This window comes from Escherichia sp. WS1118 (genome assembly GCF_046487695.1).
GTDB classification, from domain to species: Bacteria; Pseudomonadota; Gammaproteobacteria; order Enterobacterales; family Enterobacteriaceae; genus Escherichia; species Escherichia coli.
Window position 1 is genome coordinate 45,560 of sequence record NZ_JBJQIZ010000002.1, and the last position, 22,730, is coordinate 68,289.

Consider the following 22,730-nt stretch of genomic DNA (forward strand, 5'->3'; position numbering starts at 1 on the left):
TCTCTTCATCAGGCTTGTCTGCATGGCATTCCTCACTTCATCTGATAAAGCACTCTGGCATCTCGCCTTACCCATGATTTTCTCCAATATCACCGTTCCGTTGCTGGGACTGGTCGATACGGCGGTAATTGGTCATCTTGATAGTCCGGTTTATTTGGGCGGCGTGGCGGTTGGTGCAACGGCGACCAGCTTTCTCTTTATGTTGTTGCTGTTTTTACGCATGAGCACCACCGGGCTGACTGCGCAGGCTTATGGTGCCAAAAATCCTCAGGCATTAGCCCGTGCGCTGGTGCAACCGTTGCTGTTGGCGTTGGGGGCTGGGGCGTTAATTGCGCTGCTGCGTACGCCGATTATCGATCTGGCGCTGCATATTGTTGGCGGTAGTGAAGCAGTCCTGGAACAGGCACGACGCTTTCTTGAAATCCGCTGGTTAAGCGCACCGGCGTCGCTGGCGAATCTGGTATTACTTGGCTGGTTACTCGGCGTGCAATATGCCCGTGCGCCAGTAATTTTGTTAGTGGTCGGCAATATCCTCAACATTGTGCTGGATGTCTGGCTGGTGATGGGGCTGCATATGAACGTGCAGGGCGCGGCTCTGGCGACGGTTATTGCGGAATATGCAACATTGCTGATTGGTCTGCTAATGGTGCGTAAAATTCTCAAACTACGCGGAATCTCCGGCGAAATGCTGAAAACAGCCTGGCGAGGAAACTTCCGTCACTTGCTGGCGCTTAACCGCGATATCATGCTGCGCTCGCTGTTGCTGCAACTCTGTTTCGGCGCGATCACTGTACTTGGCGCGCGACTGGGGAGTGACATTATCGCTGTTAACGCAGTTCTGATGACGCTACTCACCTTTACCGCCTATGCGCTGGATGGTTTTGCCTACGCGGTTGAAGCACATTCCGGTCAGGCATACGGTGCGCGCGACGGTAGTCAATTGCTGGATGTCTGGCGGGCAGCGTGCCGCCAGTCGGGGATCGTAGCGTTACTGTTTTCGGTGGTTTATTTGCTGGCAGGGGAACACATCATTGCGTTGCTGACGTCGTTAACCCAGATTCAGCAGCTGGCTGACCGCTATCTTATCTGGCAGGTGATTTTGCCGTTGGTCGGCGTCTGGTGTTATCTGCTGGACGGCATGTTTATAGGCGCAACGCGTGCCGCCGAAATGCGTAACAGTATGGCGGTGGCCGCCGCAGGTTTTGCACTGACGCTCCTTACGCTGCCGTGGCTGGGGAATCATGGTTTGTGGCTGGCGTTAACCGTCTTTCTGGCGTTACGCGGGCTTTCTCTGGCGGCTATCTGGCGGCGTCACTGGCGTAACGATACCTGGTTTGTCGCAACGTGACGGTTAAAAATTCTGAATAAATAATCCTAAGCCAAATTGCTGACTACACTTAATCTCACGTTCAGAAGAAAAGTGAACGTACTCTCATTCACAACCTAACGATGAGGTCTTGATTATGAATAAAGATGAAGCCGGCGGTAACTGGAAACAGTTTAAAGGTAAAGTGAAAGAGCAATGGGGCAAACTGACCGATGATGATATGACGATCATTGAAGGAAAACGTGATCAGTTAGTGGGTAAAATCCAGGAACGCTACGGTTATCAGAAAGATCAGGCAGAAAAAGAGGTTGATAGTTGGGAAAAACGCCATGATTACCGCTGGTAATTAATCCCTCCTGCCCGACATGTACAAGGATGTACACCCTTTTAGCGAGGTTTCTTTTTCACCTGAATAGAGTGGTCATGATGGCACTGTTCGGGATGACGACACGCTTCTACTTCTACACATGCTGAACATAATCCATGTGCTTCAATAACATTATGCCGCAGGGCAAAACCCATTTTTGCCGCCAGCGTATGCATGATGTCTTCCACGCCTTCAGCACATTCTTCTTTCACCGCGCCGCAGCGATCGCAAATAAACATGGCTGAAGTATGGGTGGGCTGATCGAACAGATGACAGAGCACATAACTGTTGGTGGATTCCACCTTATGCACAAAACCTTGTTCAAGCAGAAACTCCAGCGCGCGATAAACCGTTGGCGGCTTGGCTTGCGGTTCAGCTTCGCGCAGCAAATCAAGCAGATCATAAGCGCTGATAGCGCCATCCTGCAGACTCATCAGGCGCAACACTTCGAGACGCTGTGGGGTCAGGCGCACATTACGCTGTGCGCAGATTTTTTCAGCCTGCGCTAATAACTCCTGCGTTGTGGTCTTTTCCATTGGGCACCTCGACAGTGGGGTTAAGAATGTCCTTACTTTACCATAGTTCTCACTTAAACGCCGAGAACAGGGTGTCATGGCTGTCACATTGCCTGATCGCATATTCGTTATGCTATAGTAGCGCCCCCAATTTACCAGATGCTTAAAAAGTCGCCATGCCAGCAGAATCACACACTGTTTATCCCGCTTACCGTTTCTCGATTGCCCCGATGCTTGACTGGACGGACAGACATTGCCGTTATTTCCTGCGTCTGCTTTCCCGCAATACGTTGCTGTATACCGAAATGGTGACCACAGGGGCGATTATTCACGGTAAAGGTGATTACCTGGCGTACAGTGAAGAAGAACATCCGGTAGCGTTGCAACTCGGGGGTAGCGATCCGGCGGCGCTGGCACAGTGTGCGAAGCTGGCAGAAGCGCGCGGATATGATGAGATCAACCTGAATGTCGGCTGCCCGTCTGACCGGGTGCAGAACGGCATGTTTGGTGCGTGTCTGATGGGTAATGCGCAGCTGGTTGCCGACTGCGTGAAAGCGATGCGCGATGTGGTGTCGATTCCGGTGACGGTGAAAACGCGTATTGGCATCGATGATCAGGACAGCTATGAATTTCTCTGCGATTTCATCAACACCGTTTCCGGCAAAGGTGAGTGTGAGATGTTCATCATCCACGCACGTAAAGCCTGGCTTTCTGGGTTAAGTCCGAAAGAAAACCGTGAGATCCCGCCGCTCGATTATCCGCGTGTGTATCAACTGAAGCGTGACTTTCCGCATCTGACGATGTCGATTAACGGTGGTATCAAGTCGCTGGAAGAAGCTAAAGCGCATTTGCAACATATGGATGGCGTGATGGTCGGGCGCGAGGCGTATCAGAATCCGGGGATTCTGGCGGCGGTAGACCGAGAGATTTTTGGTTCCTCGGATACCGATGCCGATCCGGTGGCGGTAGTGCGCGCCATGTATCCGTACATTGAGCGTGAACTCAGCCAGGGTACGTATCTCGGCCATATTACCCGGCATATGCTGGGCTTGTTCCAGGGTATTCCTGGCGCGCGGCAGTGGCGGCGTTATTTAAGTGAAAATGCCCATAAAGCGGGTGCAGACATTAATGTGCTGGAACACGCGCTCAAACTGGTGGCGGATAAGCGTTAACTTTTCACCAAAAAGTAGTCAAATTCACCACGCCCTGCGCCCCGTCGCGGGGCGTTTTGCTGTTAAATCAATAGATTATTTTTGGCATGATTCTTGTAATGCCAGCAAGAGATTTCATATTTGGGAGAGCATCATGCTGGAACTACTTTTTGTAATTGGCTTTTTTGTCATGCTGATGGTCACCGGTGTTTCGTTGCTGGGTATTATCGCCGCGCTGATTGTGGCGACGGCCTTTATGTTCCTCGGCGGTATGCTGGCATTGATGATTAAGTTGCTGCCGTGGCTGCTGTTGGCGGTTGCGGTGGTGTGGGTGATCAGGGCGATTAAAGCACCAAAAGTGCCGAAATATCAGCGTTATGACCGCTGGCGTTACTAAGGGATTGTGCGGATGATCACAACCTAAGGTTTTATCCTTAGAACAAAATAGGAATTGATAATCAAATCTGTCACTATTGCGCGTCAAACAAATTCATCGAGCTGTACCCTACATACAGCCGAACTATAAAAGAAAGGGCTTCCCAGGTGGAAGCCCAATTTCTTTTATGGAATCAACAGGCTGGAACCCTGCGTCGCCCGGCTTTCCAGAATCTCATGCGCACGCCGCGCATCCTTCAGCGGATATTTCTGCTGCTCGGCGACATCGACCTTAATCACACCGCTGGCAATCAAAGAGAACAGTTCATTACTGGCCTCGGTTAATTCCTCCCGCGTGGTGATATAGCCTTGCAGGGAAGGGCGTGTCACATACAACGAGCCTTTCTGATTGAGAATGCCTAAGTTCACACCGGTAACCGCACCTGATGAGTTGCCAAAACTCACCATTAAGCCGCGGCGTTGCAGGCAATCCAGCGACCGTTCCCAGGTGTCTCTGCCCACTGAATCGTACACCACACGCACTTTCTTACCACCGGTGATCTCTTTCAATCGCTCGACCAGATTCTCTTCACGATAGTTAATAACCTGCCACGCGCCCGCTTTTAGCGCACTCTGCGCTTTTTGCGCGGTTCCTACGGTGCCGATAAGTTTCGCGCCCAGGGCTTTTGCCCACTGGCAGGCAATCAAGCCAACGCCGCCAGCCGCTGCGTGGAACAGGAACTGCTCATCGGGTTTAATTTCATAGGTTTTGCGCAGCAGATAATAAACCGTTAAGCCTTTCAGGAAGGATGCCGCAGCTTGCTCAAAAGAAATTGCCGCAGGCAGAATCGCCGCTTTATCCGCATTAATGTTATGCACAGAGCTGTAAGCGCCTAATGCCGATTGTGCATAGACTACGCGATCGCCTGCCTTAATATGCTTTACACCACTGCCGACTTTACTCACGATGCCTGCCGCTTCGGTGCCTAATCCGCTGGGTAACGATGGTGGCGGGTAAAGGCCGCTGCGGATATACGTGTCGATAAAATTGATGCCGATGGCTTTATTTTCGACCTGGATTTCATTCTCCGCCGGATCGGCAGGAGTGAACTCTACGGCTTGAAGTACTTCCGGGCCACCGTGCTTGTGAAATTCAATTCGTATTGCCATGTGTCCTCCAGAACGTATCGTCAGGGTCTGCTTCATATGGTAAAGTTTCGACCCATTCTTTATCTCGGTAACTCCATTCACTATGGCAGGAAATAAACCCTTCAACAAACAGCAGGCTGAACCCCGCGAACGCGATCCACAAGTTGCCGGGCTGAAAGTGCCTCCGCACTCGATCGAAGCGGAGCAGTCGGTGTTGGGCGGTTTAATGCTGGATAACGAACGCTGGGATGATGTAGCCGAGCGTGTGGTGGCAGATGATTTTTACACCCGCCCACACCGTCATATCTTTACTGAAATGGCGCGTTTGCAGGAAAGCGGTAGTCCTATCGATCTGATTACCCTTGCGGAATCGCTGGAACGCCAGGGGCAACTCGATAGCGTCGGTGGTTTTGCTTATCTGGCAGAGCTGTCAAAAAATACGCCAAGTGCGGCGAACATCAGTGCATATGCGGATATCGTGCGCGAACGTGCCGTTGTTCGTGAGATGATCTCCGTTGCTAACGAGATTGCCGAAGCTGGTTTTGATCCACAAGGGCGTACCAGTGAAGATCTGCTCGACCTTGCTGAATCCCGCGTCTTTAAAATTGCCGAAAGTCGTGCAAACAAAGACGAAGGGCCGAAGAACATCGCCGATGTGCTCGACGCAACCGTGGCGCGTATTGAGCAGTTGTTTCAGCAGCCACACGATGGCGTTACCGGGGTAAATACCGGTTATGACGATCTCAACAAAAAAACCGCTGGCTTGCAGCCGTCGGATTTGATCATCGTTGCCGCGCGTCCGTCGATGGGTAAAACGACATTTGCGATGAACCTCGTCGAAAACGCGGCGATGTTGCAGGATAAACCGGTGCTTATCTTCTCGCTGGAGATGCCATCAGAACAGATCATGATGCGTTCTCTGGCGTCGCTGTCGCGCGTTGACCAGACTAAAATCCGTACCGGTCAGCTCGATGATGAAGACTGGGCACGCATTTCCGGCACCATGGGTATTTTGCTCGAAAAACGTAATATCTATATCGATGATTCCTCCGGCTTGACGCCAACGGAAGTGCGTTCCCGCGCACGCCGTATTGCCCGTGAACACGGCGGCATCGGGCTTATCATGATCGACTACCTGCAACTGATGCGCGTACCGGCGCTTTCCGATAACCGTACGCTGGAAATTGCAGAAATCTCCCGCTCGCTGAAAGCACTGGCGAAAGAACTGAACGTGCCGGTGGTGGCGCTGTCCCAGTTGAACCGTTCTCTGGAACAACGTGCCGACAAACGCCCGGTCAACTCCGACCTGCGTGAATCTGGCTCTATCGAGCAGGATGCGGACTTGATCATGTTTATCTATCGTGATGAGGTGTATCACGAAAACAGTGATTTAAAAGGCATCGCGGAAATTATTATCGGTAAACAACGTAACGGCCCAATCGGGACGGTACGCCTGACCTTTAACGGTCAATGGTCGCGCTTCGACAACTATGCGGGGCCGCAGTACGACGACGAATAATAATTATTTTATGAATTAGGTAATTAAAGCAAACACTTATCAAGGAACACAAATGCAAGCGGCAACTGTTGTGATTAACCGCCGCGCTCTGCGACACAACCTGCAACGTCTTCGTGAACTGGCGCCTGCCAGTAAAATGGTTGCGGTGGTGAAAGCGAACGCTTATGGTCACGGTCTTCTTGAGACCGCGCGAACGCTCCCCGATGCTGACGCCTTTGGCGTAGCCCGTCTCGAAGAAGCTCTGCGACTGCGTGCGGGGGGAATCACCAAACCTGTACTTTTACTCGAAGGCTTTTTTGATGCCAGAGATCTACCGACGATTTCTGCGCAACATTTTCATACCGCCGTGCATAACGAAGAACAGCTGGCTGCGCTGGAAGAGGCTAGCCTGGACGAGCCGGTTACCGTCTGGATGAAACTCGATACCGGTATGCACCGTCTGGGCGTAAGGCCGGAACAGGCTGAGGCGTTTTATCATCGTCTGACCCAGTGCAAAAACGTTCGTCAGCCGGTGAATATCGTCAGCCATTTTGCGCGCGCGGATGAACCAAAATGCGGCGCAACCGAGAAGCAACTCGCTATCTTTAATACCTTTTGCGAAGGCAAACCTGGTCAACGTTCCATTGCCGCGTCGGGTGGCATTTTACTCTGGCCACAGTCGCATTTTGACTGGGTGCGCCCGGGCATCATTCTTTACGGCGTATCTCCGCTTGAAGATCGCTCCACCGGTGCCGATTTTGGCTGTCAGCCAGTGATGTCGCTAACCTCCAGCCTGATTGCCGTGCGTGAGCATAAAGCCGGAGAGCCTGTCGGTTATGGTGGAACCTGGGTAAGCGAACGTGATACTCGTCTTGGCGTAGTCGCGATGGGCTATGGCGATGGTTATCCGCGCGCCGCGCCGTCCGGTACGCCAGTGCTGGTGAACGGTCGCGAAGTGCCGATTGTCGGGCGCGTGGCGATGGATATGATCTGCGTAGACTTAGGTCCACAGGCGCAGGATAAAGCCGGGGACCCGGTCATTTTATGGGGCGAAGGTTTGCCCGTAGAACGTATCGCTGAAATGACGAAAGTAAGTGCTTACGAACTTATCACGCGCCTGACCTCAAGAGTCGCGATGAAATACGTGGATTAATCGTTCTGTAATATTTGATTGTCTGTGCCGGATGCGGCGTGAATGCCTTATCCGGCCAATAAAATCTTACCAATTCAATGAGTTGATATTCTTTCATGCTCTTATAAAGGTCGTGCATCTGGCGGATGTACGTTTGTCATGAGTCTCACTCTGTTGCTAATTGCCATTCGCCCCTGAACATCCTCTCGATCTTCGCCTACTTCCGGTTTATTGTGTTTTAACCACCTGCCCGTAAACCTGGAGAACCATCGCGTGTTTCAAAAAGTTGACGCCTACGCTGGCGACCCGATTCTTACGCTTATGGAGCGTTTTAAAGAAGACCCTCGCAGCGACAAAGTGAATTTAAGTATCGGTCTGTACTACAACGAAGACGGAATTATTCCACAACTGAAAGCCGTGGCGGATGCGGAAGCGCGCCTGAATGCGCAGCCTCATGGTGCTTCGCTTTATTTACCGATGGAAGGGCTTAACAGCTATCGCCATGCCATTGCGCCGCTGCTGTTTGGTGCGGACCATCCGGTACTGCAACAACAGCGCGTAGCAACCATTCAAACCCTTGGCGGCTCAGGGGCATTGAAAGTGGGCGCAGATTTCCTGAAACGCTACTTCCCGGAATCAGGCGTCTGGGTCAGCGATCCTACCTGGGAAAACCACGTAGCAATATTCGCCGGGGCTGGATTCGAAGTGAGCACTTACCCCTGGTATGACGAAGCGACTAACGGCGTGCGCTTTAATGACCTGTTGGCGACGCTGAAAACATTACCTGCCCGCAGTATTGTGTTGCTGCATCCATGTTGCCACAACCCAACGGGTGCCGATCTCACTAATGACCAGTGGGATTCCGTGATTGAAATTCTCAAAGCCCGCGAGCTTATTCCATTCCTCGATATTGCCTATCAAGGATTTGGTGCCGGTATGGAAGAGGATGCCTACGCCATTCGCGCCATTGCCAGCGCTGGATTACCCGCTCTGGTGAGCAATTCGTTCTCGAAAATTTTCTCCCTTTACGGCGAGCGCGTCGGCGGACTTTCTGTTCTGTGTGAAGATGCCGAAGCCGCAGGCCGCGTACTGGGGCAATTGAAAGCAACCGTTCGCCGCAACTACTCCAGCCCGCCGAATTTTGGTGCGCAGGTGGTGGCTGCGGTGCTGAATGACGAGGCATTGAAAGCCAGCTGGCTGGCGGAAGTAGAAGAGATGCGTACTCGCATTCTGGCAATGCGTCAGGAACTGGTGAAGGTATTGAGCACAGAGATGCCAGAACGCAATTTCGATTATCTGCTTAATCAGCGCGGCATGTTCAGTTATACCGGTTTAAGTACCGCTCAGGTTGACCGACTACGTGAAGAGTTTGGGGTCTATCTCATCGCCAGCGGTCGCATGTGTGTCGCCGGGCTTAACGCGCAAAATGTGCATCGCGTGGCAAAGGCGTTTGCTGCGGTGATGTGATTTTAATCAACAGGCGGATCTCTCCGCCTGTTCCTGACTCCAGCCACACCCTACTATTCTGTCCCTTTTTTCGCCCACTTTTACATCATCTCTTTTCTATAAGTTTTTGAAAATTAGTGTTTTTAACTGTTGGTACGGATTGTGCAGTAATGCGGCTGTCTATGACCATCAGGAGAAAAACATGGAGAACATGACCTCGCCCGGCACGCTGCTTAGTGGAGATAACGCGACCTGGCTTGAAGAGTACTACCAGACCTGGTTGCGTACGCCGGAAAAACTCCCGGAAGACTGGCGGCGTTTTTTTCTTTCACCTGAACTGACTGTCCAAAGCGTATCCGGTGATAACAATATCAGCGGTGCGACCTTAAAAAAACAGGCTGCGGTAGTACAACTGATCAATGCCTGGCGCACGCAGGGGCATCTGCGCGCAAAGCTTGATCCACTTGGTTTGAATCCCCCAGCTGACGTTCCCTCCCTCCAGCCTGGTTTTTGGGGATTAAGCGAAGAAGACTTGTTGCAGGAGTTTAGCGTCATCTTTGGCGCACACACCACGCAAATGCCACTTAAGCAACTGCTTAACCTGCTAGAGCAAGCCTGGGCCGGTAGCCAGGCTTATGAACTTGCTCATCTGGAAAATCGTGAAGAAATCAACTGGTTGTTATCACGGATTGAGAGCAGCAATGCGCCACAAGCAGATGTACAAACCTGTCTTGCTCGTTTTGAAAAACTGATGGCGGCAGAGACGTTAGAGCGTTATCTGCATACCCGTTATGTTGGGCAGAAACGGTTTTCTCTGGAAGGGGGCGAAAGTGCAATCCCGGCGCTCGATACGCTGACAAAACGCCTGCGTGCGCAAGGTGTGGAGGAAATGGTCATTGGCATGGCGCACCGGGGAAGACTTAATGTTCTGGTTAATCTGTTGAATAAAGACCCGGCACAGCTTTTTGCTGAGTTTGAAGGCAAGCAGACGATCGGCAGTGGTTCAGGCGATGTGAAATACCACATGGGGTATTCCAGCAATCTGGAAACACCTGCCGGTTCGCTGCATGTGGCGCTGGCGTATAACCCCTCACATCTGGAGATCGTGAATCCGGTGGTGCTGGGCCAGGTGCGAGCCAGGCAGGAACGCCGTGGTGAGGATGGTCAGGCAAAAGTGGTGGGCGTACTTATTCATGGGGATTCCGCGTTGGGCGGCCTCGGCGTCAACCAAACCACGTTTAACTTATCGCAGACTCAGGGCTACGGCACTGGCGGTACGCTACATCTGGTGATTAACAATCAGATTGGCTTCACCACTTCCCGCTTGCAGGATATGCGTTCTTCACGGTACTGCACCGATATTGCCAAAATGGTAGCGGCCCCAATTATCCACGTTAATGGCGATGACGTTGACGCTGTTTGCCAGGTAATGGAACTGGCGTGCGAATGGCGAGACACCTTCCGGCGCGACATCATCATCGATATTTGCTGCTTCCGTAAGCACGGACACAACGAAAGCGATGAGCCACGTCTTACCCAGCCACAAATGTATCAGGCAGTGGATGCTCACCCTGGTACGCTCGCCCGTTATGGTGAATCTCTTGCCCGCCGCGGCCTGTTAACTCAGGCGCAACAAGATGAGATGACGGCACGCTATCGCGACTGGCTGGATAGCTGCCAGAAACGTGAACCGCAGCCTCTCAAACCTGCAATTCACTCTTTTAGCGCTAACTGGTATGGGTTGACCAACCCTCACTGGAGCGCCCCGGTATCTACGGCATTGCCTCGGCAAAAGCTGGTAGCGTATGGTGAAATCATTTCTACACTGCCACCCGATGTGGTCGCACATCCTACCATTAAACGGCAACTGGCGTTACGCCAGGATATGGCCGCAGGTACTCAGCCAATAGACTGGGGAATGGCTGAAATGCTGGCCTATGCATCGCTTGTGGATGCGGGTGTTGGTGTGCGTCTTTCTGGTGAAGACTCAGGGCGTGGCACGTTCAGTCATCGCCATGCAGTGGTACATCATCAAACTGAAGCCCGTCGTTATCTGCCGTTACAGCATATCCGCGCTGGTCAGGCATCTTTCGATGTTTATGATTCGGTGCTTAATGAAGAAGCGCTCTTAGCCTTTGAATATGGCTATTCAACGTCTGCGCCTCAGCAACTGGTTATTTGGGAAGCACAGTTTGGTGACTTTGCCAACGGCGCTCAGGTTGCTATTGACCAGTTTATCTCGTCTGGCGAAACCAAGTGGGATCGCTATAGCGGTTTAACCATTCTTCTGCCGCATGGCTATGACGGACAAGGGCCGGAGCACTCTTCTGCGCGTCCTGAGCGCTGGCTGCAACTGTGCGCAGAAAACAACATGCAGGTGGTGATGCCCAGTGAGTCAGCACAAATGTTCCATTTGTTGCGCGGTCAGGCATTACGCCCAATGCGCAAACCGTTAGTGATAATGATGAGTAAGCGTTTACTTCGGTTTAAAGGCGCTATGAGCGAGCTTTCTGAATTCACTGATGGCGCTTATAAACCGGTAGTCACCGATCCGCAATTGCATCAGTCCCAGAAAGTTAAGCGCGTTATTTTGTGTAGCGGCCAGGTCTATTACGACGTACTGGAAGCCCGTAAGCAGCGTGAGTGTGAAGATGAGGTAGCGATTGTTCGCCTGGAGCAACTCTACCCGTTCCCGGTCGCAGAACTGAATGATGTTCTGGCGAGTTGGCCGAACTGCTGCGAATGGATTTGGTTGCAGGAAGAGCCAGAAAACCAGGGCGCGTGGCGGCAGATTCGTCATGAGCTGGCGGCACTGAAAATTAACACTCCTTACTGGCAGTATGCAGGCCGCCCGGCAGCGGCAGCTCCGGCGACAGGGTATGGGCGTGTACATAAACAACAAATCGACGAATTTCTTGCTGCTGCGTTTGCAGATATTCAGCCATGAAAGGCGCACAAAAATAATAAGGAGAACATTTTATGATCGAAATTACTGTCCCTGTATTACCGGAATCTGTCACGGAAGGCACGCTGACAACCTGGTGTAAACAAGAAGGCGAGCACGTAAAACGCGATGATGTGATTGCCGAGCTGGAAACCGATAAAGTCATTCTGGAAATACCGGCCCCGCACGATGGCGTGTTAAGCAATATTATCGTCAGCGAAGGTAGCACGGTCACGTCCGCGCAACTGTTGGCGCATCTTAAGCCGCAAGCTGTCATAGAAGAAACCGTCACACCAGTCACCGAAACCCTGGCGATGCCTTCCGCACGGCTGGAGGCACAGCGTAGTGGTGTCGAACTTGCTGACGTTGCGGGGAGCGGGAGAAATGGACGTATCCTGAAAGAGGATGTGCAGCGCGTTACTCCTGCACCAGCCATTCAGCCTGAACGGGTGGCGGAGATCGCGCCAGCTAAACCCTTGACACCGGGTGCTCGTCAGGAACGTCGTGAGCCGATGTCGCGCTTACGTCAGCGGATTGCTGAGCGTCTGCTGGCTTCCCAACAAAATAACGCCATTCTTACCACATTCAACGAAGTAAACATGCAGAGCGTGATGGATTTACGCGCCCGCTGGAAAGATCGTTTTGCCGAGAAGCACGGCGTGAAGCTGGGCTTTATGTCCTTCTTTGTTAAGGCCGTTACCCGGGCGCTGGAGCGCTTCCCTGTAGTGAATGCCAGCGTTGATGGCAACGAGATTATCTGGCGTGATTATTGCGATATCGGCATTGCAGTGAGCAGCAACCGCGGCCTGGTAGTGCCTGTGTTACGCAATGCGCAATCACTCTCTTTGGTGGAAATTGAACGGCAAATTGCCGAATACGCCACACAGGCGCGCAATGGCAAATTGCCGCTGGAGGCGTTACAGGGCGGCACGTTCTCTATCACCAACGGCGGTACTTTTGGTTCGATGATGTCAACGCCAATCATTAACCCGCCGCAGTCGGCCATTCTTGGGATGCATGCCATCACGCCGCGCCCGGTCGCAGAAAACGGCCAGGTTGTTATTCGTCCCATGATGTACCTTGCTCTCAGCTATGACCATCGCATTATCGATGGTCAGGAAGCCGTGCAGACATTGGTGGCAATACGTGAGCTACTGGAATCACCGGAACAACTGTTGCTGGATCTTTAAGGAGGGCGCCGATGAGTACAATTTTTGATGTGGCAGTTATGGGGGGTGGGCCAGGTGGTTACGTAGCGGCACTGCGGGCTGCGCAGAATGGGCTTTCCGTAGTATGTATTGATGATGGTGTTAATGCACAGGGCGAACCTTCGCCGGGCGGTACGTGTCTCAATGTCGGCTGTATTCCGTCAAAATCGTTGCTGCAATCTTCCGAACTGTACGCGCAAGTGCAGCATGAGGCGAGCATTCATGGCGTTAATGTTGACGGCGTATCTTTCAATGCAGCTGCGATGATTCAACGTAAAGACGCCATAGTAAGCCGCCTGACAATGGGCATCGGCTTGCTGTTTAAGAAAAATAAAGTGAAGTACCTGTGCGGCCTCGCAACGTTAGAACATGCTCGGGATGAGATTTGGCAATTACGTGTAAACGATCAACAAATCCGCGCCCGTAATGTGGTGATTGCAACAGGTTCTCAGCCGCGTCAACTGCCTGGCGTTACCATTGATAATCAGCAAATTCTCGATAATCGCGGCGCCCTGGCGTTAACCGCTGTGCCGCCGCGTCTCGGTGTGATCGGCGCTGGCGTGATTGGCCTTGAACTGGGGTCTGTGTGGAATCGGGTCGGTTCAGACGTCACGTTGCTGGAGATGGCGCCAACGTTCTTGCCTGCACTGGAAGCTCGCCTGTCGAACGAAGTCCGTAAAGCAATGATTGCCAGTGGGATGAAAATGCAACTGGCAGTAGAGATTGAGGCTATTGAACAACGGGATGACGGTGTGCATGTGCGCTGGCGGCAGGGTGAGAAGCGAGAAGAAAGCCGCTTCGATAAATTAATTCTTGCCATTGGACGTGTACCGCGACTTTCTGGTGTCGATCTCGTGCAACTCGGTCTTGAAGCCGATAACCGTGGCGGTATTGCCGTCGATAACTTATGCCGTACCGGGAAAGCCGGGCTGTGGGCAATTGGTGATGTCGTGCGAGGGCCGATGCTGGCGCATAAAGCGATGGCTGAAGGTGTGGTGGTTGCTGATCAAATTGCCGGACTGGCGGTAGAGCCGATTAATTTTGCGCTGATCCCTTCGGTGATTTACACCCAACCGGAAGTTGCGTGGGTAGGGGAAAACGAGGCCTCACTGAAAGCCGCTGGCAGAGTCTTTAACAAAGGAAATTCTCTGTTTGCCGGTAACGGTCGCGCCTTAGCATTAGGCCAGGAAGGTGGGCGTTGCACGTTATACAGCGATAAACACACTGACCGCGTACTTGGCGGAGCGATTGTTGGCCCGCAGGCATCGGAGCTGATCAATGAAATTGCGCTGGCGATGACTTTTAGCGCCTCTGGCGAGGATATTGCCTGTGCGATCCATGCGCATCCGACATTAAGCGAAGTCATCCACGAAGCAGCAATGGCCTTGAATAATAAAGCATTACACGGATAACACATACCACTGAGGGAATATATGAATTTACATGAGTATCAGGCCAAATCGTTACTGGCTGGCATGGGGATGCCGTGTCCAAAAGAGATAGCCATCCAACAGATTTCGCAACTGGCAGATGCCTGGCAACATATTGCTTGCCCGAGTAAAGGCGCGGTACTTAAAGCGCAGGTACATGCTGGTGGGCGCGGTAAAGCTGGCGGCGTAAAAGTGCTTAAGCAGCTGCCGGAAGCACAGGCTTTTGTACAGCAAATGTTGGGATCGCAACTGGTGACTTATCAGACCGGGCCAGAAGGACAGTATGTCAGCAGTATTTTACTGTGCGAAAACATTTATCCGGTACGCCAGGAACTCTATTTTGGCATGGTGGTGGATCGTGAAAGCCAGCGGGTCACGTTTATTGTCAGCCCGGAAGGTGGTGTGGAAATTGAAAAAGTCGCCCATGAGACACCGGAGAAAATCAGCAGTGTCAGCATTGATCCACTGACAGGCGTGCAGCCTTGCCATATCCGCGAAATGTTTGCTGTTCTGCAACTGGAACACGGACTATTTGCTGCCTTTAGTCGCCTGGTTAATCAGGCGTGGAAAGCCTTTAACGAACTGGATTTTGCCCTGCTGGAAATTAACCCTCTGGTGTTGCGGGAAACGGGCGAATTTATGTGTGCAGACGCGAAAGTATCGCTGGATGATAACGCGCTGTATCGTCACCCGGAACTCCAGGTGCTACGTGATGAAACCCAGGAAGATCCACGCGAAAGCCAGGCAGCGAAGCTTGATCTTAATTATGTCTCGCTGGACGGAAATATCGGCTGCATGGTCAATGGTGCAGGGCTGGCTATGGCAACCATGGACATCATCAAGCTATACGGTGAACAACCCGCAAACTTCCTGGATGTTGGCGGTGGCGCAACCCAGGAGCGCGTCAGTGAAGCCTTTCGGCTGATTGTTTCCGACAGCAAAGTGAAAGCCATTCTGGTTAATATTTTTGGTGGGATTGTCCGTTGCGACATGATCGCCAGAGCCATTATTCATGCTCTGAATGAGGCCCGTATCACCCTGCCTGTCGTGGTGCGTCTCTCCGGTAATAACGCTGCCGAAGGGCAGCGGTTACTGGCAGAAAGTGGCCTGACGGTGGAAGCCGTCAATTCTCTGGATGATGCCGCTAAACGCATCATTGCGTTACTGAATTAACAGGAGGTTAAGATGAGCGTTTTGATCAACAAACACACGCGGGTACTGGTGCAGGGCATTACCGGCAAAAACGGCACATTTCATACAGAGCAGGCTATTGCGTATGGCACGCAGATTGTGGGTGGAGTGACGCCAGGTAAGGGCGGGCAACGGCATCTGGATCGCCCGGTTTTTGATTCAATGAAAGAAGCGATGCGACAAACTGAGGCTGATGCCAGCGTGATTTATGTACCTGCACCGTTTGTGCTGGATTCTGTTGTTGAGGCTATTGAAGCTGGCGTCAAATTGGTTGTGGTGATCACTGAAGGTGTACCGACACTGGATATGGTTAAGGTCCGTCGCCTGCTTGACTGCCACCCGGATGTGCGACTGATTGGGCCAAACTGCCCAGGAATCATCACGCCGGGCGAGTGCAAAATCGGGATTATGCCAGGTGAAATCCACCGCCCAGGGCGTATTGGGATTGTTTCCCGCTCCGGTACATTAACCTACGAAGCTGTAGCGCAAACCACGGCGCTGGGACTTGGGCAATCCACCTGTATTGGTATTGGCGGCGATCCGGTTCCGGGGACTAACTTTATTGATGCGCTGCGTTTATTCGAAAATGATCCGCAAACAGACGCGGTAATTATGATCGGTGAAATTGGTGGTAATGCGGAAGAACGGGCCGCGGAATTTATTCGCCATGAAATGAATAAACCGGTCGTAGGTTATATTGCCGGTGTTACTGCACCAAAAGGAAAACGCATGGGGCACGCCGGAGCCATTATTTCTGGCGGTAGCGGCAATGCAGAGGATAAATTCCGTGCGTTCGATAAAGCAGGCATGGCATGGACAAGAAACCCGGCGTTGCTTGGCGAAACGTTATGGAATGTTATTAAGTAATCCATAAATGAATATCAAGGGAGCATATCGCTCCCTTTTTTTATCTGTGTGGTAAGAGAATCACCTTTTATTTACTGTGCGGAAAACCGCGCACAAAATAAAAAGAATAAATAATAAAATCATTAAATAACAAAGCATTATTAAAAAATTAAAGATGGCATAGCTCCTGCAATAGCCAGGCAGGTTTTTTATTTTTCACAATGAGGTGAATATGTCATCAATATCACATGGCGCACCACAAAAGCGTCGAATTATCCCTAATCCCGGCCTGTGGTTGGCGATCATTGCCGGAATTATTATTACTCTTCTGCCTCTGGGCGATACCTTGCCCGTCGCTGGACAAAATATGATCGCCATTCTGGTGTTTGCCATTATTGTCTGGATCAGCGAAGCGATGGATTACACCGCCAGTGCAATTGTTATTTCCGCACTGATTATCTTTATGGTTGGTTTTGCCCCGGATATGAATCACCCGGACACGATCCTTGGCACCGCGAAAGCGCTGAAAATGACTCTGTCGGGTTTTTCTAATTCTGCTCTGGCGCTGGTGGCAGCAGCAATGTTTATCGCGGCGGCAATGACCATTACCGGGCTGGATAAACGCATTGCGCTGTTTACTATGTCGAAAATAGGTGCCAGCAGCCGCAGCATTATTATCGGTGCCATTGTGGTGACCATCGTCCTGAGCCTGGTCGTACCCAGTGCCACTGCCCGTACGGCTTGCGTGGTGCCGATTATGATGGGGGTCATTGCGGCATTTAAGGTGGATAAACATTCACGTTTAGCGGCGTCAATGATGATTGTTATCGCCCAGGCGACCAGTATCTGGAACGTTGGTATTCAAACTTCGGCGGCGCAAAACCTGCTTTCTATCGGTTTTATCAATAAAACTTTCGGCGCCGGGCATTCTGTCAGCTGGCTTGACTGGCTGTTAGCGGGCGCGCCCTGGAGCCTCACCATGTCGGTGATCCTCTATTTCCTCGCACGTAAATTGTTGCCGCCAGAAACGGAAGCTGTTGAAGGGGGGAGCGAGGCCATTAAAAAAGCACTTGCAGAGTTAGGGCCAACCACTGGTAAAGAAAAACGCTTGATCGGTATTTCGCTATTGTTACTGCTCTTTTGGTCTACTGGCGGAAAATTACACAGTATTGATACCACCTCTGTCACCCTTGCCGGACTGGCGATTATGTTGCTGCCAGGCATCGGTGTAATGAGCTGGAAAGAGGTCGAAAAACGTGTGCAGTGGGGCACGTTGCTGATGTTTGGTATTGGTATCAGCCTGGGGTCCACGCTGCTTGATACACAGGCAGCTTCATGGATGGCGAACTATGTGGTGAAAGGTTTTGGTCTTGACGGCTTGCCATCATTAGCCATCTTCGCGATTCTCGCCGCTTTCTTGATAATCATTCACCTGGGGTTTGCCAGTGCCACTGCGCTAACTGCCGCATTGCTGCCCATCCTGATTAGCCTGTTAAGCAGTCTGCCGCCAGAACTCGGCGTTAACCCGGTCGGCATGACCATTCTGCTCGCCTTCAGTGTCAGTTTTGGCTTCATCCTGCCGATTAACGCGCCACAAAATATGGTGTGTATGGGTACGGATACCTTCACGCCACGCCAGTTTACCCGTGTGGGACTGTACCTGACGGTAATCGGCTACCTGTTGTTGCTACTGTTTGCCGCCACCTGGTGGAAAATTTTAGGTCTAATGTGAGGAAACCAACGATGTCATTACAAATTACTGTTGAAAAAGTGCGTTGGTTAGCTGCCGGGCTGCTGGAACTTAATGGCTGTGATGCCGATATCGCTCAGGATGTGGCGGAACATATGATTGAAGCGGAACGTTATGGCTTTGCCAGCCACGGCGTCACGCTGCTACCGAAATATCTGGAAAATATCGCTCGTGGCGATGTAACCGCGAATGCCCGCCCGGAATGCTTAACAAGTGAAGGTAATTTACAACGTTTTCATGCCCACAATGGCTTTGGTCAACACGCCGGAAAAGTGGCGGTAAATGCTGCCATCGAACAAGCAAAACACCGCGGTTTTTGCCTGTTAACGTTGTGCCATGCGCATCATTTAGGGCGTATGGGGCATTACGGGCAAATGGTTGCTGATCAAGGCCTGGCGATGCTGGCCATGAGTAACGTCACCGGGCGTCCTGCACTGGTCGCCCCGTGGGGCGGTGCGGAACCGCGTATGACCACTAACCCTTTCTGCTTTGCCTGGCCGTTCAGTGATGGGCGTCCGCCGATTCTGGTTGATTTTGCCACCAGTAGCATGGCGCTAAATAAAGCACGGGTAATGTCGTCCACCGGGAAGCAGGCCGCGCCGGGACAATTGATTGATGCACAGGGGAATCCAAGCAATGATCCTGGGGTGTTATTCAGCAATCCTCCAGGGGCGTTACTGCCATTTGGTGAGCATAAAGGATTTGGCCTGGCACTGATGATTGAAATGATGGCGGGGATCTTATCTGGTGGTGACACGATCGCCGAAGATCATCAGACGGATGGATCTGCGCATAATCATCTTTTTGCGTTGATTATCGATCCTGATCAATTCACCGATCTGGCAGGGGAGAAAGGGCAGTTCTTTGCGGATTATCTGTTAGCTACGCAGCCTCAACCTGGCGGCAATCCGGTGATTTACCCCGGTATGCCAGAAGCTGCCAACCGGGAACGCAATGCGAAGATGATTACGATCCCGGTATCATTCTGGTCCTGGGTAGTTGAACATTACGCCCGCAAAGGTATCGATTTGGGGTTACATCCTCAGGAATCAGCATTAGCTGGATGATTCTGGTCGATAAACTTGCGGTTGAATCTGATGTTTGTTGAGTTTGTCATATAAAGTCTTGCGCGGCAGCTGTAATAGCCGCGCTGTCAAACTGACCTGGCCTTCCGTTTGTCGCAGCATATCTTCGATTAACTTTTTCTCGAAAGCATCAATGCAGGCGGTAAGACCACTCTCTTCTTGCTGAGTCATTGGCACTGGCTGGTGGTGGGTCAGTAAACCGAGAACAAAACGCTCTGCATTGTGTTTAAGTTCACGTACATTGCCAGGCCAACTTTGTGACTGCAACCAGGCCAGTAACATGGGAGAAATATCAGGCAGAGGACGATTATATTTTTGTGCCGCCTGACTGGCGAACCAGTAAAACAGTTCAGGGATATCTTCTCGTCGCTGGCGTAGAGGTGGAATATTCAGGCTAACCACATTCAGACGATAATAGAGATCGAGACGAAACAGATGTTCTTCGCTGCGACGCAGTAAATCTTCCTTGGTCGCTGCAATAACACGGCAATTCACCGGAATTAATTGATTGGCACCTAATCGTTCAATGGTTCTTTCCTGCAATACACGTAGCAGTTTTACCTGCATTCCTGATGGCATTCCCTCTATTTCATCGAGAAATAACGTACCACCATTTGCATGTTCAATTTTTCCAATACGCTTTTTAACCGCACCGGTAAATGCGCCCGCCTCATGACCAAATATTTCGCTTTCAAACAACGTTTCTGGTAAGCCTGCACAGTTTAAGGCAACAAACTGCCCCTGACGGCGGGTACTCCAGTGATGCAGCATTCTGGCGACGACTTCTTTACCACAACCTGTTTCACCATAAATAAGGACATCGGCACCGGTATCTGCGACATTAAGGATCCTTTTACGCAGTTGTTGCATTTGCGGACTACGACCAATCAGCACCGGGCCATTTTCCTGTTGCAGATTCGCCAGTAATTGCTGATTTTCTAAAACCAATCGCCGTTTTTCTACCGCTCTGGCAATAATACTCAATAATTTATCTGAGCTACTTGGTTTCTCAATGAAATCGAATGCACCATTACGCATGGCATCCACCGCCATTTCCACGTCACCGTGTCCGGTAATTAAAATAACCGGAATTTTGCTATCCATTTCGTTGATGTAACTGAGGAGCTCTAGTCCTGATATTCCAGGTAACCTGACATCGGTCAGTATAATAATGTTGGCTTGACTTTGAATAAGGGGAATACTGTGTTCTGCATCGCAACAGGAAATAACACGATAACCAGCCAGCGTGAGCGTTTGTTCACAGGCAAAACGTACATCGTCACTATCCTCAATATAAACTATAGTAATTTCACTGGATTTATTATTCATGTTCTTCTCCCCATTCAGGCCAGGTTAATGTCATTACTGCGCCGCCTTCAGGATGATTACTGGCGTGGAGTGCGCCGTTCGAATTTCGGACAATTTCGCTGACTATTGCCAGTCCCAACCCCATTCCTCTACGTTTAGTGGTAAAAAATGGTTCAAATATGCGATCGACAACTTCAGGTGCAAAACCGCCACCGCTGTCTTTAATGGTAATAATAACTTTGTTATTTGCCTGGCGAATGGCGATATCCAGTCGTTTGTAAGAGCCACCTTCCATAGAATCTAAGGCGTTGCTAATTAAATTACTGAATATCTGTTCAAGACCGAGCTCATCGCAATTGACAAATAACGGCATGGATGGGGCTTTTATTCGTCGCTCAATGTTATTTTTCTCCATGCTGTGATTAAGTAACGCCACGGCGCTATACATCACTTTGATGACATCGGCAGAACCTTTAGGTACGCGATGGCGCGAGGCAAATGCTTTAAGTTCGGAAATGAGCTGCGTCATCCGCTCAATCACTGAAATAATGTGTTTCAGATTCTGTTCAACCTGCGGATACATCTCTTTTTTTAGCATAGTACGCGCGTTATCAGTAAGTGCGTGAATGGCGGCTAACGGTTGATTTTGTTCATGGGCAATTTCGGTTGCCATCTGTCCAAGCGCCGCCAGTTTGCTGGACTCTGCCAGTTCACTACGCGTAATTTGTAATACTTGTTCAGCCTGACTGCGCTCTTTTATCTCCTGTATTAATTTTTGATTGATCAATTCCAGGGCAGATGTACGCTCTTTAACCTGTTTTTCTAATGTTTCATTCGCCAGTGTTAATAATTGTTGTGCATGAGATCGCATTCTCCAGTATTTAATAAATAACAAAAACAGCAGGTAAATAATTAGTGTAATGACTAACGAAATAGCCCATGACCAGTACAGGTTATCTAAGGGGACCATAATTGTCATTTTCCAGTTAAATTCTGGAATGGCTATTTGTTGCGTATAATATTGCGGGAATAAACAGAGTTGTTCTTTTTTATCTTTCAGGAAAGTAAAATTGCTCACGGTATAACAAGGATAATAATCCGCCGGTAAAAGATTGTCGAGACTATATTGGCGGGTAGATTGTAGTTTTTGTTTTGCCTGAACAGGTAACGGTTGCAGTGTTCGCATTCGCCATGGCGATTTTGAACTTAAAAATATAATCCCATGTTCATCATTCACGATAATATTTTCAGGACCTTCGGCCCATGCTTTTTCAATTTCATTAAGACTTATTTTTACTACTACAACACCGACAATTTTTCCTTTATATTTTATACTTGTAGAGAGGAAGAATCCCGGTGTATTCGTAGTGCTACCAATACCGTAAAAGCGTCCATTTAAGCCAGACATGGCGTGTTTATAATAGGGGCGATAGCTATAATTTTGCCCTACATAGCTGCCGGGGTCCTGCCAGTTGCTAGAAGCGATGGCCTTACCTTGGGTATCCAGAATAAATATTGCTGCGGTTTTGAGTTGAGTATTGAAATGTGCAATTCGTTGATTGAGTTCGCTGGACGTCATATCGTCAGGCGTAATTACCGCCTGACGGATGATATGGTCTGTTGAGAGCATATAGGGTAAAACATAAAATTGCTCGATGGTGGAATATAATGTGGACTTATACATTTCAAGCCGCATTTTATCGGTACCGGACAAGGTATTAAAACGCAAGTGCAAAAAAGCGATTGAAACCGCGAGCATGATAAGAAAAAGTGAAATGCTTGTAATGTGAAATCGCCATTTGTTCTTAAATATATAATTCCACGATATTTTCATTCATCATCCATTGAATGCATTTATATTTATCATCAGTATATTCCCTGAACAATGTTTGCGAGAACCAAAAGAGTGCCATTGTGTGAATGTGTAAGCAGAATAACCGTGGCAATGTGTGGTTTATCGCACAGGTATTCCAAATGTGATCATGCTCTTTTTATGTGACAAATCCGC

The 22,730-nt window shown here is 50.5% G+C and carries 18 protein-coding genes; 14 read left to right on the plus strand and 4 right to left on the minus strand.

The features are described 5' to 3' along the window. Positions 1-22: 22 nt before the first annotated feature. Positions 23-1,348: an MATE family efflux transporter DinF gene (gene dinF / locus ACJHYO_RS03675; RefSeq protein WP_001296637.1), complete on the plus strand. Its 1,326-nt coding sequence runs from the start codon at positions 23-25 to the stop codon at positions 1,346-1,348. Positions 1,349-1,463: 115 nt separating this feature from the next. Further along, on the plus strand, positions 1,464-1,673 hold the full coding sequence (locus ACJHYO_RS03680; protein ID WP_001296638.1) for a CsbD family protein: 210 nt from the start codon (positions 1,464-1,466) through the stop codon (positions 1,671-1,673). A 41-nt stretch (positions 1,674-1,714) separates the two neighbouring features. Here ACJHYO_RS03680 and zur read toward each other — a convergent pair whose 3' ends face one another. After that, positions 1,715-2,230, minus strand: a complete 516-nt coding sequence (gene zur, locus ACJHYO_RS03685) for a zinc uptake transcriptional repressor Zur (protein WP_000416264.1) — start codon at positions 2,228-2,230, stop codon at positions 1,715-1,717. A gap of 155 nt (positions 2,231-2,385) precedes the next feature. Here zur and dusA point away from each other — a divergent pair, with 155 nt between their 5' ends. Continuing rightward, positions 2,386-3,381, plus strand: a complete 996-nt coding sequence (gene dusA / locus ACJHYO_RS03690) for a tRNA dihydrouridine(20/20a) synthase DusA (protein WP_001110630.1) — start codon at positions 2,386-2,388, stop codon at positions 3,379-3,381. 133 nt (positions 3,382-3,514) lie between these two features. After that, the gene (gene pspG / locus ACJHYO_RS03695) at positions 3,515-3,757 is read left to right on the plus strand and encodes an envelope stress response protein PspG (protein ID WP_000891396.1); all 243 of its coding nucleotides are present in this window, start codon (positions 3,515-3,517) and stop codon (positions 3,755-3,757) included. A 164-nt stretch (positions 3,758-3,921) separates the two neighbouring features. Here pspG and ACJHYO_RS03700 read toward each other — a convergent pair whose 3' ends face one another. Continuing rightward, positions 3,922-4,905 carry a quinone oxidoreductase gene (locus ACJHYO_RS03700; RefSeq protein WP_001007672.1) on the minus strand — a complete coding sequence of 328 codons (984 nt, stop codon included), beginning with the start codon at positions 4,903-4,905 and terminating at the stop codon, positions 3,922-3,924. An 82-nt stretch (positions 4,906-4,987) separates the two neighbouring features. On the opposite strand from ACJHYO_RS03700, the gene dnaB reads away from it, so the two are divergent. From dnaB to ACJHYO_RS03750, 10 genes are all read left to right on the plus strand, one after another. Beyond that, complete coding sequence (gene dnaB, locus ACJHYO_RS03705; protein ID WP_000918363.1) at positions 4,988-6,403, plus strand: replicative DNA helicase; 1,416 nt, start codon at positions 4,988-4,990, stop codon at positions 6,401-6,403. A gap of 52 nt (positions 6,404-6,455) precedes the next feature. Beyond that, entirely contained in the window at positions 6,456-7,535 is a 1,080-nt protein-coding gene (gene alr, locus ACJHYO_RS03710; protein ID WP_001147328.1) for an alanine racemase, read from the plus strand. 252 nt (positions 7,536-7,787) lie between these two features. Then, positions 7,788-8,981 (plus strand): aromatic amino acid transaminase, encoded by a 1,194-nt coding sequence (gene tyrB, locus ACJHYO_RS03715; RefSeq protein WP_085455636.1) that lies wholly within the window; start codon positions 7,788-7,790, stop codon positions 8,979-8,981. A 181-nt stretch (positions 8,982-9,162) separates the two neighbouring features. Beyond that, the gene (locus ACJHYO_RS03720) at positions 9,163-11,907 is read left to right on the plus strand and encodes a 2-oxoglutarate dehydrogenase E1 component (protein WP_085455637.1); all 2,745 of its coding nucleotides are present in this window, start codon (positions 9,163-9,165) and stop codon (positions 11,905-11,907) included. 32 nt (positions 11,908-11,939) lie between these two features. Then, entirely contained in the window at positions 11,940-13,094 is a 1,155-nt protein-coding gene (gene odhB, locus ACJHYO_RS03725) for a 2-oxoglutarate dehydrogenase complex dihydrolipoyllysine-residue succinyltransferase (protein ID WP_000570224.1), read from the plus strand. 11 nt (positions 13,095-13,105) lie between these two features. Next, the gene (gene lpdA, locus ACJHYO_RS03730) at positions 13,106-14,524 is read left to right on the plus strand and encodes a dihydrolipoyl dehydrogenase (RefSeq protein WP_000103920.1); all 1,419 of its coding nucleotides are present in this window, start codon (positions 13,106-13,108) and stop codon (positions 14,522-14,524) included. Between the two features lie 21 nt (positions 14,525-14,545). Beyond that, entirely contained in the window at positions 14,546-15,715 is a 1,170-nt protein-coding gene (sucC, locus tag ACJHYO_RS03735) for an ADP-forming succinate--CoA ligase subunit beta (RefSeq protein WP_001048625.1), read from the plus strand. Positions 15,716-15,727: 12 nt separating this feature from the next. Then, the gene (gene sucD / locus ACJHYO_RS03740) at positions 15,728-16,600 is read left to right on the plus strand and encodes a succinate--CoA ligase subunit alpha (RefSeq protein ID WP_077561309.1); all 873 of its coding nucleotides are present in this window, start codon (positions 15,728-15,730) and stop codon (positions 16,598-16,600) included. A 211-nt stretch (positions 16,601-16,811) separates the two neighbouring features. Continuing rightward, entirely contained in the window at positions 16,812-18,311 is a 1,500-nt protein-coding gene (locus ACJHYO_RS03745; protein WP_001304712.1) for a DASS family sodium-coupled anion symporter, read from the plus strand. Positions 18,312-18,322: 11 nt separating this feature from the next. Continuing rightward, the gene (locus ACJHYO_RS03750; RefSeq protein WP_001298283.1) at positions 18,323-19,396 is read left to right on the plus strand and encodes an Ldh family oxidoreductase; all 1,074 of its coding nucleotides are present in this window, start codon (positions 18,323-18,325) and stop codon (positions 19,394-19,396) included. Here the strand turns inward: ACJHYO_RS03750 and ACJHYO_RS03755 are convergent. Both ACJHYO_RS03755 and ACJHYO_RS03760 read right to left on the minus strand, forming a co-directional pair. Next, on the minus strand, positions 19,385-20,743 hold the full coding sequence (locus ACJHYO_RS03755) for a sigma-54-dependent transcriptional regulator (protein ID WP_410232406.1): 1,359 nt from the start codon (positions 20,741-20,743) through the stop codon (positions 19,385-19,387). The genes ACJHYO_RS03750 and ACJHYO_RS03755 overlap by 12 nt on opposite strands. Then, complete coding sequence (locus tag ACJHYO_RS03760) at positions 20,736-22,556, minus strand: ATP-binding protein (protein ID WP_021513914.1); 1,821 nt, start codon at positions 22,554-22,556, stop codon at positions 20,736-20,738. Before ACJHYO_RS03760 ends, ACJHYO_RS03755 begins: the two co-directional genes overlap by 8 nt. Positions 22,557-22,730: the final 174 nt, after the last annotated feature.